Raw genomic sequence first — 15,432 nt, 5'->3', positions numbered from 1 at the left:
GCTTTTTAACTCGTATGAACGCTCAAACGACATTTTTCCGACGCCTGACATCTCCCCTTCGCAGAGGGCTTTGCGCGATGTCCGCCGTTTGCCTCTTTTTCGCCGGCAGCCCTGCCATTGCTGATGCGGTTACCTTGCCTGACATGCTTATCGGCGTCACTCAGGGCTTTCTTGAGTTCACCGTAGAAGACTATCTGGCTACCAGTCAAACGGAAGGCCGCTACGAAATCGAAGTCAACCAGCTCGACCCCCGTATGCACATGCCCATGTGCGACAAGGAATTGACAGCGTCTTTGGAGAGTCCGGCACGTCCGCTGGGACGGGTAACCGTGAAGGTTCGCTGTGAGGGAAGCTCGCCCTGGACCGTGTTCGTACCCGCTCAAGTCCGCCTGTTTCGCGAGATTGTGACCACCACACGACCGCTCAAACGCGCCGGGATTATCGAGCCGCAGGATGTGACCCTGCGAGAGCGTGACGTCAGCACAATCAATCAAGGTTTTCTGACGTCGGTGGATCAAGCCATCGGGCAAAAATTAACCCGACCAACGGTCGCCGATCAGGTCATCACGCTCGTGCATCTGGAACAGGCGGAAGTCGTGCGCAAGGGCGATCAAGTGGTCATCATCGCCCGCACCGGCACACTCGCCGTGCGTATGCCGGGAGAAGCCCTGTCCAACGGCGGCCTGAAAGAACAGATCCGGGTGAAAAACCTCAACTCCAACCGGGTCATCAAGGCGCAAGTCATCGCGCCAGGCCAAGTGGAAGTGGCCATGTAAAACGCTCATGAGAAAACTGGCGCGGACCTCGTCGGTTCCCTAAACTGTGCGGCAGCAGGACACGCGCCGGCGCAGGCAGGGCCTATTGCTAAATGGGCCTAAAGTTTTCCAGGGGATGGCCGAAAACATGGCAAGCGTCCAAATTCCCAGAGGTTTTTAACATGGTCATCGATTTCAGCCGTTTGAACAGCTCCTCGTCACTTACGGGCAGTACACGTACCAGCAACGCCAGGGAAACCGCCGAAACCGGCACCTCCGCGCCGCTGAATACCCAGGCCGAACCGGCCAGTACCGCAAAAAGCGGGGAATCGGTACACCTCAGCAATGAGGCTCAACAGTTGCAGAAGGTCACTGACAAGCTGCGCGATCAGCCTGCTGTCGACAAAGCCCGAGTGGCCGAGTTGAAAGCCGCGATTGCCGATGGCAGCTACAAAGTCGACAGCAACCGTGTAGCCAGCAAACTGCTCAACTTCGAAGCCCAGCGCTAGGCTTTTGCCTGCGCCAGGCTTTTGGACGCTTAAAACCCAAGGCCAGCCATGCACGACACTCATTTACTGCAACTGATCATCGACGACTTTGCTCCAGCTCAACAATTGCTGGAATTGCTGCAAACCGAATCCCTCGCTTTGCATAGTCGCGACATGCCCTTGCTGGAAGAAATTCTGGCACGCAAACAGGCCCTGATCATTTTGCTTGAACAGCATGGCCGCAAACGCAGCGAAATCCTCGCCAGCCTCAACCTGCCGACCAATCGGCAGGGGCTTGAGCAACTCGCCAGCCAGTCGAGCCTCGGCGACCAGTTGCTCAGCCAGAGCGACTTCCTGACCGATCTCATCGCCCAATGCCAGGCGGCCAATGTCAACAATGGCCAGTCGATCCGGGTACAGCAGGCCGCTACGGCCAATCAGCTGAAAATCCTCACCGGGGGTGAACCGCCAGCGCTGTATGACGCCAGTGGTGCTTTCGCCAAACCCGTCAAGCCGCGTACGTTCAGCCAGGCGTAAGCCGTTCGATGAGCCCGCACTATCAACACGAGAAACATGCTGGCAAAATACTGGCCAGTCGTAGTCAAATTTTGTCTGGAGATTGAGAAAACGTGCCAAACGCCCTAAGCGCGGATGATGCTCCGCAGCCCCCAAAGGTGCTCACCACGCCCCTGGAAATCTCCAGCAACCTGCGTCAGCTGCAAGAAAGCCACGATCCGCTGATCATCACGTTCCACGAACGCAGCCAGCGCTTCCAGAGCTACCTGATCAAAGTCGACCGTGACAGCGCGTCCATCGCCCTTGATGAAATGATCCCGCGCGACGGCGAGCGCTTCCTGCTCGCCGGCGAGTCTTTCAAAGTTGAAGGTTTTCATGAGGGTGTGCGCATTGCCTGGGAATGCACTGGCACGCTGAACATCCAAGAGTGCGAAGGTGATCGCTTTTATACCGGCGAACTGCCGAGCGAAGTGGTGTATCACCAGCGCCGCAACGCCTTTCGCGCGGCACTGAAACTGACCGATCTGGTCAACGTTGAACTGGGCGGCGAAAAGCTCAAATCGCCGATCAACGGCAAGCTGCTGGATATTTCCGCGACCGGTTGCAAGCTGCGCTTCGAAGGCGACATCACCGACCGCCTGCAACTGGGCCAGGTCTACGACCGCTTGATCGCCCCGCCGCTGTTCGGCAACCAGCCGACTTCCGTCGAACTGCGTTATCTGCACTTCGAAGAAAAACTCAACATCACGTTTGCCGGCCTGCGCTTCCACAACATCAGTGGTCAGGCTGCACGTAACGTCGAGCGTTTTGTTTATCAGCTGCAACGTGAAGCACGGCGTTTCGATAAAGACGATCTCTGATTCGACACGGCCAATAAAAAGGGCAGTCACCTTGCGGTGACTGCCCTTTTTTATTTTCGACTGCTTCTCAAGGCCTGGCGCCACTGATATCCGGGGCGGGCTTATCGTTGCCAGCATCCGGATTGGCTGCAGGTTCGGACTCAGGTTCTGTTTCAGGTTGCGATTGCGCCTCCGGCTCTGACACTGGCTCCGGTTCAGGCTCTGGCTCAGGCGTGTTCTGCATCTGCTCCTGCACCACCTGCTCGTCAACACGCGGGTCGAGGGCTGCCACCAGCGGTGAGCTGGACATGCTGTCCGGCATCGCTACGTGATGCAGCGGCGCGTCGTCGACCTGATGCAGATTGGTCACCGCCTTCGGGCGAATCCGCCACACCAGCACCATCGCAAAGAAGCTGAAGAACGCGTACAGACTTTGGCTACCGAACAACTTCATCAACACACCCGCCAACAGCGGCCCGATGCTCGCACCGACCCCGTAAGTCACCAACAGCATCGCCGTCAGCGACACCCGGCGATCACCCTCGACATGGTCGTTGGAAAACGCCACCGCCAGGGGATACAGACAGAACTGCACCAGCGAGCAGAGGAAGCCGACCACAAACAGCACCTCCAGCGGTACCTGCGGCAGGATCGCCAGCGGCAAAGCGGCAACCGCCAGAAAACCGGCAAAACAACGAATCAGCAGCGCGCGATCATATCGGTCAGATAGCCACCCCAGCGGCCACTGCACCAGCAATCCGGCAAAAATGCAGGTACCCATGAATAGACCGACCTGCTCGGTCGACAGCCCTTGCTGCGAGGCATACAGCGGCGCCAGACCGTAAAACGAGCCAATGATCAAACCCGCCCCGAGCACCGTACTCAATGATTGCGGCACGCGCTTGATGAAAAAACGCGGCTCCATCGGCGCCGGATGCAGCGGTGCCGGGTGAATCCGTCGGGTCAGCGTCACCGGCACCAGACACAGCGCGAAGCACAGGGCGACCAGCATCAGCAGCTCCAGACCGAGGCCCGGATGCATGACCAGAATCAATTGACCCAACACCAGGCCAAGGTACGACGCGATCATGTAGCCGCTGAACACCAGACCACGCTGGTTGGCATCGGCCTGCTCGTTGAGCCAGCTCTCGATGACCATGTACTGGCACATCATGCCCAGACCCACAATCGTTCGCAGCACCAGCCATGCCGGCAGCCAGTCCACCAGACCATGCCCCAACACCGCCGCACCGACGATCCCGGCACACGCCGAATACGCGCGAATGTGCCCGACCCGGGCGATCAACCGGTGGCCGATCTTGCCGCCCAGCACCAGACCGAAATAGTTGGCGGCCATCAACGCACCGACCCACAGCCCGTCGACATCTTCAGCCGCCAGGCGCAGGGCCAGATAAGTAGATAGAAGACCCGAGCCGATCAACATCATCAGCGAGGCAAAATACAGCGCTCGAAAGGATTTCCAGATTTGGCGCATCGGCGTTCCGAGCGGCTCCTTGCAGTAAGTATCGGGCTATCAAACGATAGCCCGATGGCGACGGTACGTCAGGCCTGGGCTGCTAGAACACGCCGTTCCCAGGGAGTGATTTCATCAAAGAAGCTGGTCAGTTCCATGGTCTTCGAAGCGATGTAGCCTTCGATGAACTCCTGTCCGAACAGTTCCCTAGCCAATTGGCTACGTTTCAGACGTTCGAGTGCGGCATGCAAGGTACACGGCAGCGAAAGATTATCCGGCACGTCGAATTCGCCCTGAATCGCCTCGGTCGGCTCCAGTTCGTGTTCGATCCCGTGCAAACCGGCAGCCAGACTGGCGGCGATCGCCAGATACGGGTTGGCGTCGGCGCCGGGCAGACGGTTTTCGACCCGACGAGCGACTGGTGAACTGGCCGGAATCCGCAGCCCGGCCGCACGGTTATCGTGGGACCAACAGGCATTGTTGGGCGAAGCGAACGGATGGCACAGACGCTGGTAGGAGTTCACGTTCGGCGCAAACAGCGCGGTGAAGTCCGCCATGCCCGCCTGCTGCCCGCCGATGAAGTGGCGGAACATCGCCGTCGGCTGGCCGTTATCGTCGCTGAAGACGTTTTTGCCACTGGCGATGTCAACAATGCTCTGGTGAATGTGCATCGAGCTGCCCGGCGTGTGCGCCAGCGGTTTAGCCATGCAGACCACGGTCAGGCCATGCTTGAGCGCGACTTCTTTGAGCAGGTGTTTGAACAGGAAGGTCTGGTCGGCCAGCAACAGTGGATCACCGTGCAGCAGGTTGATCTCGAACTGGCTAACGCCCATTTCGTGCATGAACGTATCACGCGGCAGACCGAGGGCCGCCATGCATTTATAGACTTCACTGAAGAATGGTCGAAGACCGTTGTTGGAACTGACGCTGAACGCCGACAAGCCATCCTCGCGGCGGCCATCGAGACCGACTGGCGCTCGGAACGGCTGGGTCGGATCAGTGTTTGGAGCGAACACGAAAAATTCCAGTTCGGTCGCCACCACAGGCGCCAGACCGAGCGCCTTGTAACCTGCGATGACTTTCTTGAGCTGGCCACGGGTCGACAGGCTGGAGCTTTCGCCAGTCAGTTCATCGGCATCGCAAATGGCCAGGGCACGGGGCTCGTCACTCCATGGCAACGGATGAATCTGGTCTGGATCGGCAATCAGCGCCAGATCACCGTCATCGCTGCCGTAGAACCGCGCCGGCGGATATCCGCCCATGATGCATTGCAGCAGCACCCCCCGCGCGAGCTGCAAACGACGCCCTTCGAGAAAACCCTCGGCGGTCATCACCTTGCCGCGTGGTACGCCGTTCAAATCCGGCGTGACACATTCAATCTCATCAATGCCCGTCAATCGCTGCGCGAGTGAACACTGGCCATCGGTTGTCATGACGCAATCCTTGTTGTTGTACGAGCCGCGAACGGCGACCCGAACAAAATAGGCTTCGGCTGTTCGGAATATCAAGCAGCGTCAAACAAAAAGCCTCGGATCACGGCAGATAGAGACTGAAGATCCCGCCACCCAAGGGGCCGCCATTTCGGATTTCGGTGCGTCCCTCTACACCATTGCGTTGATGCAACGCGGCAATGCGGGCAGCGAAATACAGGCCAAGCCCGGTACTGCCGCTGCTGTGATTGATGCCCTGTACATAGTCAGCCTGACGTTCGAGCATCTCGACCGGATAGCCGTCGCCGTCATCGTTGATGCTCAGCACCAGTTGCCCGGCCTCGTCACTGACGCTGATCAGCAGCGACTCGCGGGCATAACGAATGGCGTTATTGATGCAATTGCCCAGCACCGAGGCGACCAGTTCACGATCAAAGAAACCCAGCGGACTCAGTGGATCAACTTCATAAGTGGCGATGATGCCGCGACTGGCGAAGACCTCTTGATGCGCTGCCAGTTGCGCCTCGATGAAATCATCCAGTTCGTGATACGCCGGCTGCACTGGCATCTGGTTGACGCCGAGTTTGTACAGCCCAAGCAACTGCACCAGCATGCCGTTGAGGTGGGCGAACTCAAAGTCGATCACGCCCTGCTCCGTGCCTTCGCGCTGCGCTTGCGGCAAACGCGCCAGCCATTTGCTGTGCGCTTGCATCAGCATGGCCAGCGAGTTCTTCATGTCGTGAACGGTGGAGGCGATCACCGTGGAAAAATCCAATGCTTGCTCGTCTTGGTTCATTCGCCAAACGCCTTGCTTTTCAGCTTCTGATAGCGCGAGAAACGCGCGTCGGTGTCGGGCATCAGGCCGACCATTTTCAGGCAGGCCCGACATTCTTCCAGCTCCGCCGAAGGCACACTGGTGTCGGTGCCGTGGAGCAGCGACTGGGCCATGTTCAGCGCGATACTGATGTTCTTGGGTTGCATCTTCAGCGCCTTGCGGAAGACCTCGCGGGCTTCAACCAGATTGCCGGTCTTGTACACCCGCACGCCCTGACGGTTGAGGTCGGCGGCGGCATTGCTCGAACTGAGGATAGTCGGGTCATCGGTGAGCTTGGCAATGTCTTTCATCACCGCCGGATCGTCACCGTAGATTTCCGCGCAGCTCTTGAGCATCGACGTGCCCGCCTCGGCCTGACCGAGCATCTGCAACTGCTTGGCGACGAGCAGCGCCGCCTCCGGACTCATGAACTGTTCCATGCCGTCGAGTCGCATCAGTGCTTGCTCGGTGAGCTTGTCGGCGGTTTCGGCATCGTTGAGCAGAAGGCTCGTTGCCTTCATCAAACGCGCACGAATCTGCAAACCGGGGTCGGTCGGGTTCTCTTTGGCAACAGCGCTGAGGGTAGTGTTGATCTCCAGGCGCGTGCGCGTATCGAGACCGCGCTCACTGCCTTTGCTGATCAGCGCATGGGCCAGGCCGAGGTTGCTTTCCGGATCCTTGAAGCGCGACTGCGCGCCCTGCGACACAGCCTGACGGTAAGCCCGCGAGGCGGTGTCGAAATCTTCGTTGGCCATCGCCAGTTTGCCGAGCAACGCCTGCCGACGCACCGCCAGCGGCGACAGGCGAATCGCTTCTTCCAGCACCTGCTGCGCGCCTTTGGTATCGCCCTCGGACACCAGCACATCAGCCATGCCGTCGTACAGCGAAGGCATCATCGGGAATACCTTCAAGGCCTTTTCATACACACCTTTGGCCTGCGCCACTTGCCCACGCTTGAGCAGCAACTTGCCCAATCCAGCAAACGCCCACGACAACGGCCGGTCAGCAATGATGCTGTCGTAGAGGCGTTCCAGTGCTTCGTTCTGATTCAGGTCGCGTAAAGCATCAGCGCGATAGCGCAGACACAGCGGCGAATAGCGAATGTCCTGTTTGCACAGGGCGATGCAGGCGTTGAGCACCTCGACCGGTTTGCCACGGTCGAGGGCTTGCAGAATCGGTTTGAGCAACGTCTTGCGCTGCTCCAGACGCTCCAGCCGCTGGGCCAGTCCCGAGCGGTTGAACGGTTTGGTCAGGTAGGCATCCGGCTCATGCTCCAAAGCACTGAGCACCATCGCCTGACTGGTCTCGGCCGTCACCATCACAAACACGGCTTCGTGGCTGATGAGCTTTTCCAGCATCAGGTCTTCAAGAACCTGCTGGCCGTTCTTCTTGCCGTCACCGAGGTGGAAATCCTGCAGGATGAAATCGTAGGATTTCTGCGCACACATCTTAAGCGCCTGCTCACCGGTGTCAGCGGTGTCCACGTCCTTGACCCCCAGCTCACGCAGCATCGAGCGCACGGAGCTGCGGAAATCCGAGAAATCATCGACGATCAGAAAACTCTTTTGGTGATACGACAGCATCGAGGATTTCCAGGCAATTGAAGTAGATGAACCAAGGGCGATTTTCAGGCGCGCAGATGATAGCTGGAGGCCAAATGCTATCAAGCGATTTCGCACAAGTCTGAACTCACCGTTTGGGTTATCGGCCAGAAGTGGCGTTCCCTGAAGCCGACGTTTCAAGATTCCACACACAGCGATTAACCTGCGCGCCTGCCAACTTCTCACTACAAGGCCGACCTCGTGTACATCAAAGGACGCTACATCGTGTCCGCCTGTGCGTTGCTGTTCTTCCAGCAGGCCATGGCGAGCGCAATGGACAGAAGCCCTCGCCCATCAGCCGGATGGCGCCGAAAAAGAGCTATTGGATGATCTGCAAAACAGCGTTCGCGCAGCCAGTAAAAATGATCCGGAGTTTGCTCTCGAACGGACACTCGCGTCCTTGGCGTTGAAAAGCGCTGCAACCCAGTTTTCCGCAGCGAGTGGCAGGCGTTGAGTGCCACCGACTTCGACGCTGACACCGCACTGGGCCGAACCTCGTTCACGCTGCGGGATCTGGACGACAACGGGCAAGAGCGAAAGCCCATTTGCCCTATTCCTGCGTCCGCCACAAACAACGACGAATATTACGGCTACGGAGCAGGCTACTACGCCATCGAACAGGTCGCCGACTTCCCGGTGATCATCGGTAGCAAATGCTTTATTGCGCGAATGAATGACTGATTCGGCGCCTACAGCGCTAAGGATGGACTCTATGCGCAAGTGACCTTGCGCAAACCGGGCGCGCAAGAACAGGAGCGCGACTACAAGGTCAATGGACGTCGGCGCATGACCGGGATATGCACCTCAATTGGCAAACCTGGAGGGGGCGCTGAGGAATAGCCCCGGCGCCCGCCCATGAAAAGCCCGGACAGATGAAACTGCGCGAGTTTTTTATCTGAAAATCATCAACCTCTTGAGATCACGCCACTCATGTATTGATTCAAATCGCGAAAATCCTTAACCGTCCAAGCGTGCGGCGGCAGCTTTACACCGTTCTCTTTCAATGTTCTTGGAATCAAGTCTCCGTTTGGACGAAGTATTATTGACGACACAATAACGCCTGGGTATTCCTTGAGTCTTTGCTTGAAAAAGGACGCTGTCAGATCAGGCGTCGGTGGATTGCTTTTATTAGCCAGGGGTCCTGATGCCTTCAGATCTACTCCGTGGCACATGGCGCACCGCTGTGAATAGAGGTTTTTCCCGTTGGCATTGTCCGCAAAAGACAGCGGCGCCTGAATTAGCGATAAAAAACCAAGCGAAGCAATGAATAGTATTTTCATGCCTCACTTAGCCTTCTTGCGTTTTGCAGCACTTGAAAAGAATTCCAAAAGGCCTTCCATCGGCATCTTCCTTAAGCCGCGAATACGAAAAAGCCCCTTTCAGATCACTCTGAAAGAGGCTTGACTGCTTCTCCTGCCAACACGGCTGTCACAGAGAAGCGCAGTGGTCAGAAGAGTGGCCAGAAGGCCAGAATATATGGTGTCCCAGGGCAGGTTCGAACTGCCAACCTTCCCCTTAGGAGGGGGATGCTCTATCCAATTGAGCTACTGAGACACTGAGTTGTCACGAGATGAACACTGCGCGACGGACGGCGTGCATGTTAACGGCCAGGCCCTGATTTGTCATGTCATCCGTAGGGCTTTTTAAGTGTAGGCAGGCGCCCGGCAAGGCTGCGGGAAGATTTACCGTGCATTTTGCACTCTCCCAAAAAGCCATCATTGCAGATTGCAACCTTCGCTCTCTGAAAAAACCTTCCAAATGCTTGTTTTTAAAGGACTTAACAGCGGATAGACTGTTGGCACGACGGCTGCTTTGTCTGTTCTCATAACAGAACAAACGGAGTCCGCCTCATGAACAGCACTCTCTTGCTCGCAAACGCGGTCGCCTTGGCGATTTTGGTAGGTTTCCACTTTGCCCCCGAGAGCGCTGAACGGGTTGCTCAGCGCATGCCGCATTACTTGCAGGTGCAGAAAGCGCCGCAGTTGGCACTGTTGAGTGATCAGAGTTTCGCACCGCAAGCGGTCAGCGAGTCTCAGCAGGCACTGCCAGCACTAGCGACCGAACGTCTGGTTTTTTGAAATATCTGCAGGAGTACAGCATGTCCAAATCAGCAGCAGGATTTCTGATCCTCGCCTTATTGAGTGGCGTTGTGCATTTTTCGCTGTTCGAGGAAACCGAAATCACTCTGCCGCTGATTAGCTGTGGCGTGTTTACGGTGTTGTTTGCTCTGGCGCTGATCGCCGGGCGCAGGTTCAAGTTTGATCCAGTACTACGTTGAGCCGGACCAGCTCCAGAAGCTGATTGACGGCGTCCGCCAGGTTGCCCGAATTGTCGATCAGGTGCACAGGCCGGTCACTTGATCTCCTATCCTTGAACAGAGCGTTCCGGGCAAGTCGTGCATCGATCTGCTCAAGCGTCTCTCGACCGCGCCTGAGTAAACGCTCTCGCAGCACCTCATCCCTGACCGTCAGTAAAACCGGCAACAGCGAAGGATAGCGCTCCTGTGCCTGCCGCAAATTGGCACGCGAGCCGTTGACCAATACATGTCGCCCGGCTTGCAACCATTGATCCATTTCCACCGCAATGCCATAGGCGAGGCCGTTGGCTTGCCATGCCAATGAAAAATCACCGGCGCGCTGACGTCTTTCGAACTCTTGCGGCGTTACGCCAATCGCATCCTCGCCCACCGATTCGGCAGATCGCGTGATCACCCGGCGCATGACTTCGCAGTTCAACGCCCGCAATGGCTCACGAGCGGCCTCGATCAGACTGTCCTTACCCGAACCAGACGGCCCCATCAGATAAATAAGCTTGCCATACATCCTGAAAACGCCCTCCAGCAGGTGTTTGCCCCTAGTAAATCGGCAAATTGCCACTATCCTGTACAGGTAAGGAACAAGGATCGAAAACCGCATAGCATGCACGTTCTGACGTCTTAGAACACTAAAGGACGTGCATCAGGAGGCGGTCTTTGATGCGGGCCAAGGCAAAGTTTTCAAACCAGTCCGCATTTCTGATAATTGGTGCTGGCATTACGCCTTTACCCAGCTCAATATTTGTCACAGAATTGACGCCAATGATCTGGCAATTTTGAGGCATGATGCGAGCCTCTTAACAATTCAGGTTGAACCATTTGGCGCGGATGCTTGTCCTACCACACATCTGCGGCCAATCCCGAGAACCGCTCCCCTGAACTAACCGGTTAAATATATGCGCCCATTGAAACAGGCAATTTATTCCAGCCGTACGGCTGACAAGTTCGTCGTACGTCTGCCAGACGGAATGCGTGAACGCATTGCCGAGGTGGCTCGCAATCATCATCGCAGCATGAACTCCGAGATCATTGCGCGCCTTGAGCAGAGTCTTATTCAGGAAGGCGCTTTGGGCGAAGAACTGAGCATGCGTCTGGACAGCCCGGAGCTGTCGTTGCACGAACGCGAGTTGCTGCAACGCTTCCGCCAGCTTTCTCACCGTCAACAGAATGCACTGGTGTCCTTGATCGCCCACGACGCTGAAATGGCTGCAGACGCGTCCTGAGTCATACCGAACACCTCAAGCCAGCATTAGCGCTGGCTTTTTTTCGCCTGAAATTCAGGCCATCCCTTTTCTCTAAAAAAAAACCCGCCAATAGAGTTGGCGGGCCGTTTATTCATGGCAGATCAAAGCAGGAAGATTGTCGCCAACCCCAGGAAGATGAAGAACCCCCCACTGTCGGTCATCGCGGTGATCATCACGCTGGCCCCCATCGCCGGGTCACGCCCCATCTTCGCCAGCGTCATCGGGATCAAGACCCCCATCAGCGCCGCCAGCAACAGATTGAGAGTCATCGCTGCTGTCATCACCACGCCCAGCGACCAACTGCCGTAAAGCAGATAGGCAACCACCCCGATCACCCCACCCCAGACGAGGCCATTGATCAATCCAACCGCCAACTCCTTACGCATCAGGCGTGAAGTGTTACCGGTGCTGACCTGATCGAGCGCCATGGCACGAACGATCATGGTGATCGTCTGATTACCGGAGTTGCCGCCGATCCCCGCCACGATCGGCATCAGCGCCGCGAGCGCTACCAGCTTCTCGATCGAGCCTTCAAACAGGCCGATCACCCGGGAAGCGAAGAACGCGGTGATCAAGTTGATCGCCAGCCACGCCCAACGGTTATTCAGGGATTTCCATACGGAGGCGAAGATATCTTCCTCTTCACGCAAACCCGCCATGTTGAGGACTTCGCTTTCGCTTTCCTCACGGATCAAGTCAACCATTTCGTCGATGGTCAGACGACCAATCAGCTTGCCGTTCTTGTCGACTACCGGGGCAGAGATCAAGTCGTAACGCTCGAATGCCTGAGCAGCGTCGTAGGCATCTTCGTCCGGGTGGAAACTCACCGGATCGCTGGCCATGACTTCAGCAACCTGTTTGTCGGGGTCATTGACCAGCAAACGCTTGATCGGCAGCACACCTTTAAGCACGCCGTCGTAATCGACCACGAACAGTTTGTCGGTGTGACCAGGAAGCTCTTTGAGGCGGCGCAGGTAACGCAAAACTACTTCGAGACTGACATCCTCACGGATGGTCACCATCTCGAAGTCCATCAGCGCACCGACCTGCTCCTCGTCATAGGACAGCGCCGAACGCACACGCTCGCGCTGCTGGTTATCCAGACTCTCCATCAGCTCATGGACGACATCTCGCGGCAGCTCAGAGGCCAGGTCAGCAAGTTCGTCGGCGTCCATGTCCTTGGCCGCAGCCAGGAGCTCGTGATCATCCATGTCGGCGATCAGCGTTTCACGGACAGAATCGGATACTTCGAGAAGAATGTCGCCGTCGCGATCAGCCTTGACCAGTTGCCAAAGCGTCAGGCGATCATCCAGCGGCAAGGCTTCAAGAATGTAGGCAACGTCGGCGGAGTGCAGATCATCGAGCTTGCGTTGCAACTCGACGAGATTTTGTCGGTGAACCAGGCTTTCCACCCGGTCCTGATGCGCGCCTTCCTGGCGATGAGTCAGGTCTTCAACGACCCGTTGACGCTGCAGCAGCTCGACGACCTGAGCCAGGCGATCCTGCAGGCTTTCCTGTGTTTTCTTTACTTCGATTTCAGACATAGGCGAACTCCACTCCCAGCAGCGGGGCACGCCGGAAGGATCAATCAGTCAATTCATGATTGGTAAAACGGGGTACTGAGTAACTACTGGGTAAGTCCATGGAAGTTTTCCACAAGCCCCGGCGGGGCTGACGGGCGCAATGATACACCGCCTGACGGTTTAAAACGTTAAAAAATCACGGCTGAAACAAGCGCTTGCGAGACAAACCTGAGCGCAGCCCTGATCCATGCAGATGCGACGACTCATCCCGAAAAGAAAACACACCGGCATTAAAAAATGTAGCAGCTACCCTTGAGCGTAGACCGTCATGGAGGACGTCGAATGCCATCAAAAACATCCCGCTTTGTGCTCGCCAGCCTGCTCTGCCTCCCATCCGCCGGGGCTGCGACCAGCCTTCATCGCTGCGAAGCTCCTGACGGCAGCATTACATTCACGTCGATGAGCTGTGCAAGCGGAAAAAGGCTCTCAGCGCAGGAGGTTCACCCCTACCTCACCGGCTCAGTGGTCGCGGTGATGCCAGCGCTCAATCACGAAGAAACATCCGGAAAGAAAACCAACGACAGAGAACTTGGCGTTGCCGGCAAAGCAGAAGACAAATGCGGAAATCTCATCGATGCCAGACAACGGCGTGAAGCGATCATTAATCGACGCGTCATTGCCGGCATGAACCAACAGGATGTCGAAAGCGCACTCGGCAAACCGGACAAAGTGAATATTCGGACTTTGACTACAAGCTATCGGTACGATCTCAAGCGAGGTCGCACGGCTCTAGTCGAATTTGATGAGAAAGGGTGCGTCAAAGTAAAAGCCAAATCCCGGACAGCAAAAAGCCCGCGTTAAACGCGGGCTTTTCGATATATGGTGCACTCGACAGGATTCGAACCTGTGACCGCTCGGTTCGTAGCCGAGTACTCTATCCAGCTGAGCTACGAGTGCATTTGTGTTTTTAGACCAGATCACAACTGGTTGAAGCCAGATCACCTGCATTGCTGCAAACAACCCTAAAATGGTGCACTCGACAGGATTCGAACCTGTGACCGCTCGGTTCGTAGCCGAGTACTCTATCCAGCTGAGCTACGAGTGCATTTGTGTTTTTAAACCAGACCACAACTGGCTGAAGCCGAGTTACTTATATTGCTATAAACAACTCTTAAATGGTGCACTCGACAGGATTCGAACCTGTGACCGCTCGGTTCGTAGCCGAGTACTCTATCCAGCTGAGCTACGAGTGCATTTGTTGCGCCGCATTATAGCCCGTCTAATCTCTATTCCAACCACTTTTTCTAGTAAATTCAATAATTTACCGAAAAAGCCAGATTACAACGTACTAAGCAAATAATGGCGGAGAACGGGGGATTCGAACCCCCGACACCCTTTTGAGGTGTACTCCCTTAGCAGGGGAGCGCCTTCGGCCACTCGGCCAGCTCTCCGCAACACGGGGCGTATATTAACCACCTTCTTCCCCGTTTGCAAACATAAAAAACGATAAAAATTAATGGCTTGGTTCTTCGTCCTTCTCTTTCTTTATACGCAGGTAAATTTCCTCACGGTGCACGGCAACCTCTTTCGGGGCGTTGACGCCGATACGCACTTGATTTCCTTTAACGCCGAGCACGGTTACGGTGATTTCGCCATCACCGATAATCAGGCTTTCTGCGCACCGACGAGTCAGAATCAGCATACCTTTCTCCTCACGCAATTCAGTTCAGGGACAACAGTCTGCAAAAAAAAGGCACCCGACCTACAACCGGAGCGATCGTAGCCCTACATGCCTGAGTATTGACTAGCGCGAGCAAAAGAACAGTTCAGGTCTCGCGTCATTCAAAAATAAAGGGCGCGATCAAACCGCGCCCTTCAAGGAAACGGAATTACTCGCCCTGACGGGCGGGAGCATCCAGTTCGAAAGCCGTGTGCAGGGCGCGCACAGCCAGCTCCAGATATTTCTCTTCAATGACGACGGAAACCTTGATTTCCGATGTCGAGATCATCTGGATGTTGATGCTTTCCTTTGCCAGGGATTCGAACATGCGACTGGCCACGCCGGCGTGGGAACGCATGCCGACGCCGACGATCGAGACCTTGGCAATCTTGGTGTCGCCGACCACTTCACGGGCACCGATCTCGCGGGCGGTGTTTTCCAGCACGGTCTGCGCGCCCGGGTAGTCGTTGCGGTGCACAGTGAAAGTGAAGTCGGTGGTGTTATCGTGCGCGACGTTCTGCACGATCATGTCGACTTCGATGTTCGCAGCACTGATCGGGCCGAGAATCTTGAACGCCACACCTGGAGTGTCTGGCACGCCACGGATGGTCAGCTTGGCTTCATCGCGGTTGAAAGCGATGCCGGAATTGATCGGCTGTTCGTTGGTTTCCTCTTATTCAATAGTAAGGAGGGTGCCCGGTCCCTCGTTGAAGG

At 56.4% G+C, this 15,432-nt stretch carries 17 protein-coding genes, 5 tRNA genes and 1 pseudogene; 9 read left to right on the top strand and 14 right to left on the bottom strand.

The genetic code is table 11. The features are described 5' to 3' along the window. The first annotated feature begins 14 nt into the window (after positions 1-14). The 4 genes from flgA (at position 15) to ACIOWA_RS25400 (ending at position 2,619) form a co-directional block, all read left to right on the top strand. Positions 15-776, top strand: coding sequence for a flagellar basal body P-ring formation chaperone FlgA (gene flgA / locus ACIOWA_RS25415; RefSeq protein WP_339430860.1), 762 nt, complete (start codon positions 15-17; stop codon positions 774-776). A 161-nt stretch (positions 777-937) separates the two neighbouring features. After that, the gene (gene flgM / locus ACIOWA_RS25410) at positions 938-1,264 is read left to right on the top strand and encodes a flagellar biosynthesis anti-sigma factor FlgM (RefSeq protein ID WP_339430861.1); all 327 of its coding nucleotides are present in this window, start codon (positions 938-940) and stop codon (positions 1,262-1,264) included. A gap of 48 nt (positions 1,265-1,312) precedes the next feature. Then, entirely contained in the window at positions 1,313-1,780 is a 468-nt protein-coding gene (locus ACIOWA_RS25405; protein ID WP_339430862.1) for a flagellar protein FlgN, read from the top strand. Positions 1,781-1,872: 92 nt separating this feature from the next. Then, positions 1,873-2,619, top strand: coding sequence for a flagellar regulator YcgR PilZN domain-containing protein (locus ACIOWA_RS25400; protein ID WP_339430863.1), 747 nt, complete (start codon positions 1,873-1,875; stop codon positions 2,617-2,619). 67 nt (positions 2,620-2,686) lie between these two features. On the opposite strand, the gene ACIOWA_RS25395 is transcribed toward ACIOWA_RS25400, so the two are convergent. The 4 genes from ACIOWA_RS25395 to ACIOWA_RS25380 all read right to left on the bottom strand — a co-directional run bounded on the left by ACIOWA_RS25395 (position 2,687) and on the right by ACIOWA_RS25380 (position 7,899). Beyond that, a complete protein-coding gene (locus ACIOWA_RS25395) occupies positions 2,687-4,093 on the bottom strand; it encodes an MFS transporter (RefSeq protein ID WP_339507811.1) in 1,407 nt (468 codons plus the stop codon). Positions 4,094-4,161: 68 nt separating this feature from the next. Further along, on the bottom strand, positions 4,162-5,403 hold the full coding sequence (locus ACIOWA_RS25390) for a glutamine synthetase family protein (RefSeq protein ID WP_401162524.1): 1,242 nt from the start codon (positions 5,401-5,403) through the stop codon (positions 4,162-4,164). 202 nt (positions 5,404-5,605) lie between these two features. Next, entirely contained in the window at positions 5,606-6,298 is a 693-nt protein-coding gene (locus ACIOWA_RS25385) for a sensor histidine kinase (RefSeq protein ID WP_401162519.1), read from the bottom strand. Then, positions 6,295-7,899: a response regulator gene (locus tag ACIOWA_RS25380; RefSeq protein WP_401162517.1), complete on the bottom strand. Its 1,605-nt coding sequence runs from the start codon at positions 7,897-7,899 to the stop codon at positions 6,295-6,297. Before ACIOWA_RS25380 ends, ACIOWA_RS25385 begins: the two co-directional genes overlap by 4 nt. Before the next feature lie 468 nt (positions 7,900-8,367). On the opposite strand from ACIOWA_RS25380, the gene ACIOWA_RS25375 reads away from it, so the two are divergent. After that, positions 8,368-8,598, top strand: a complete 231-nt coding sequence (locus ACIOWA_RS25375) for a hypothetical protein (protein WP_339538089.1) — start codon at positions 8,368-8,370, stop codon at positions 8,596-8,598. Positions 8,599-8,822: 224 nt separating this feature from the next. Here ACIOWA_RS25375 and ACIOWA_RS25370 read toward each other — a convergent pair whose 3' ends face one another. Beyond that, the gene (locus tag ACIOWA_RS25370; protein WP_339430867.1) at positions 8,823-9,197 is read right to left on the bottom strand and encodes a cytochrome c; all 375 of its coding nucleotides are present in this window, start codon (positions 9,195-9,197) and stop codon (positions 8,823-8,825) included. Between the two features lie 197 nt (positions 9,198-9,394). Next, positions 9,395-9,471, bottom strand: a tRNA-Arg gene (locus tag ACIOWA_RS25365). Between the two features lie 296 nt (positions 9,472-9,767). Between ACIOWA_RS25365 and ACIOWA_RS25360 the strand changes: the two genes are divergently transcribed. Together ACIOWA_RS25360 and ACIOWA_RS25355 are read left to right on the top strand one after the other, a co-directional pair. Further along, the gene (locus tag ACIOWA_RS25360) at positions 9,768-9,995 is read left to right on the top strand and encodes a hypothetical protein (RefSeq protein ID WP_339430868.1); all 228 of its coding nucleotides are present in this window, start codon (positions 9,768-9,770) and stop codon (positions 9,993-9,995) included. A gap of 20 nt (positions 9,996-10,015) precedes the next feature. After that, positions 10,016-10,195 carry a PA3371 family protein gene (locus ACIOWA_RS25355; protein WP_339430869.1) on the top strand — a complete coding sequence of 60 codons (180 nt, stop codon included), beginning with the start codon at positions 10,016-10,018 and terminating at the stop codon, positions 10,193-10,195. On the opposite strand, the gene phnN is transcribed toward ACIOWA_RS25355, so the two are convergent. Beyond that, positions 10,170-10,739, bottom strand: a complete 570-nt coding sequence (gene phnN, locus ACIOWA_RS25350; RefSeq protein WP_401162522.1) for a phosphonate metabolism protein/1,5-bisphosphokinase (PRPP-forming) PhnN — start codon at positions 10,737-10,739, stop codon at positions 10,170-10,172. The two genes, ACIOWA_RS25355 and phnN, sit on opposite strands and share 26 nt — an antisense overlap. Positions 10,740-11,127: 388 nt before the next feature. Here phnN and ACIOWA_RS25345 point away from each other — a divergent pair, with 388 nt between their 5' ends. Further along, positions 11,128-11,454, top strand: a complete 327-nt coding sequence (locus ACIOWA_RS25345) for an Arc family DNA-binding protein (protein WP_003178899.1) — start codon at positions 11,128-11,130, stop codon at positions 11,452-11,454. Between the two features lie 122 nt (positions 11,455-11,576). Here ACIOWA_RS25345 and mgtE read toward each other — a convergent pair whose 3' ends face one another. Further along, positions 11,577-13,019, bottom strand: a complete 1,443-nt coding sequence (gene mgtE / locus ACIOWA_RS25340) for a magnesium transporter (RefSeq protein WP_339430870.1) — start codon at positions 13,017-13,019, stop codon at positions 11,577-11,579. 321 nt (positions 13,020-13,340) lie between these two features. On the opposite strand from mgtE, the gene ACIOWA_RS25335 reads away from it, so the two are divergent. Then, positions 13,341-13,859 carry a cell envelope protein SmpA gene (locus ACIOWA_RS25335; protein WP_401162514.1) on the top strand — a complete coding sequence of 173 codons (519 nt, stop codon included), beginning with the start codon at positions 13,341-13,343 and terminating at the stop codon, positions 13,857-13,859. A gap of 19 nt (positions 13,860-13,878) precedes the next feature. Here ACIOWA_RS25335 and ACIOWA_RS25330 read toward each other — a convergent pair. The 6 genes and pseudogenes from ACIOWA_RS25330 to ACIOWA_RS25305 form a co-directional block, all read right to left on the bottom strand. After that, positions 13,879-13,955: transfer RNA gene (locus tag ACIOWA_RS25330), tRNA-Arg, on the bottom strand. A gap of 71 nt (positions 13,956-14,026) precedes the next feature. Then, positions 14,027-14,103: transfer RNA gene (locus ACIOWA_RS25325), tRNA-Arg, on the bottom strand. A gap of 71 nt (positions 14,104-14,174) precedes the next feature. Next, positions 14,175-14,251: transfer RNA gene (locus ACIOWA_RS25320), tRNA-Arg, on the bottom strand. Between the two features lie 107 nt (positions 14,252-14,358). Continuing rightward, positions 14,359-14,449 (bottom strand) — tRNA-Ser (locus ACIOWA_RS25315). 62 nt (positions 14,450-14,511) lie between these two features. Continuing rightward, entirely contained in the window at positions 14,512-14,700 is a 189-nt protein-coding gene (gene csrA / locus ACIOWA_RS25310; RefSeq protein WP_002554426.1) for a carbon storage regulator CsrA, read from the bottom strand. A gap of 187 nt (positions 14,701-14,887) precedes the next feature. Continuing rightward, positions 14,888-15,432 (bottom strand): annotated as a pseudogene (locus ACIOWA_RS25305) (ACT domain-containing protein); the annotation flags it as partial.

The sequence above is a fragment of the Pseudomonas sp. NPDC087614 genome, assembly GCF_044743485.1.
Classification (GTDB): Bacteria; Pseudomonadota; Gammaproteobacteria; order Pseudomonadales; family Pseudomonadaceae; genus Aquipseudomonas; species Aquipseudomonas baetica_A.
The sequence above is the reverse complement of the archived record's forward strand: the minus strand, read 5'-3'. Positions and strand labels throughout refer to the sequence as shown.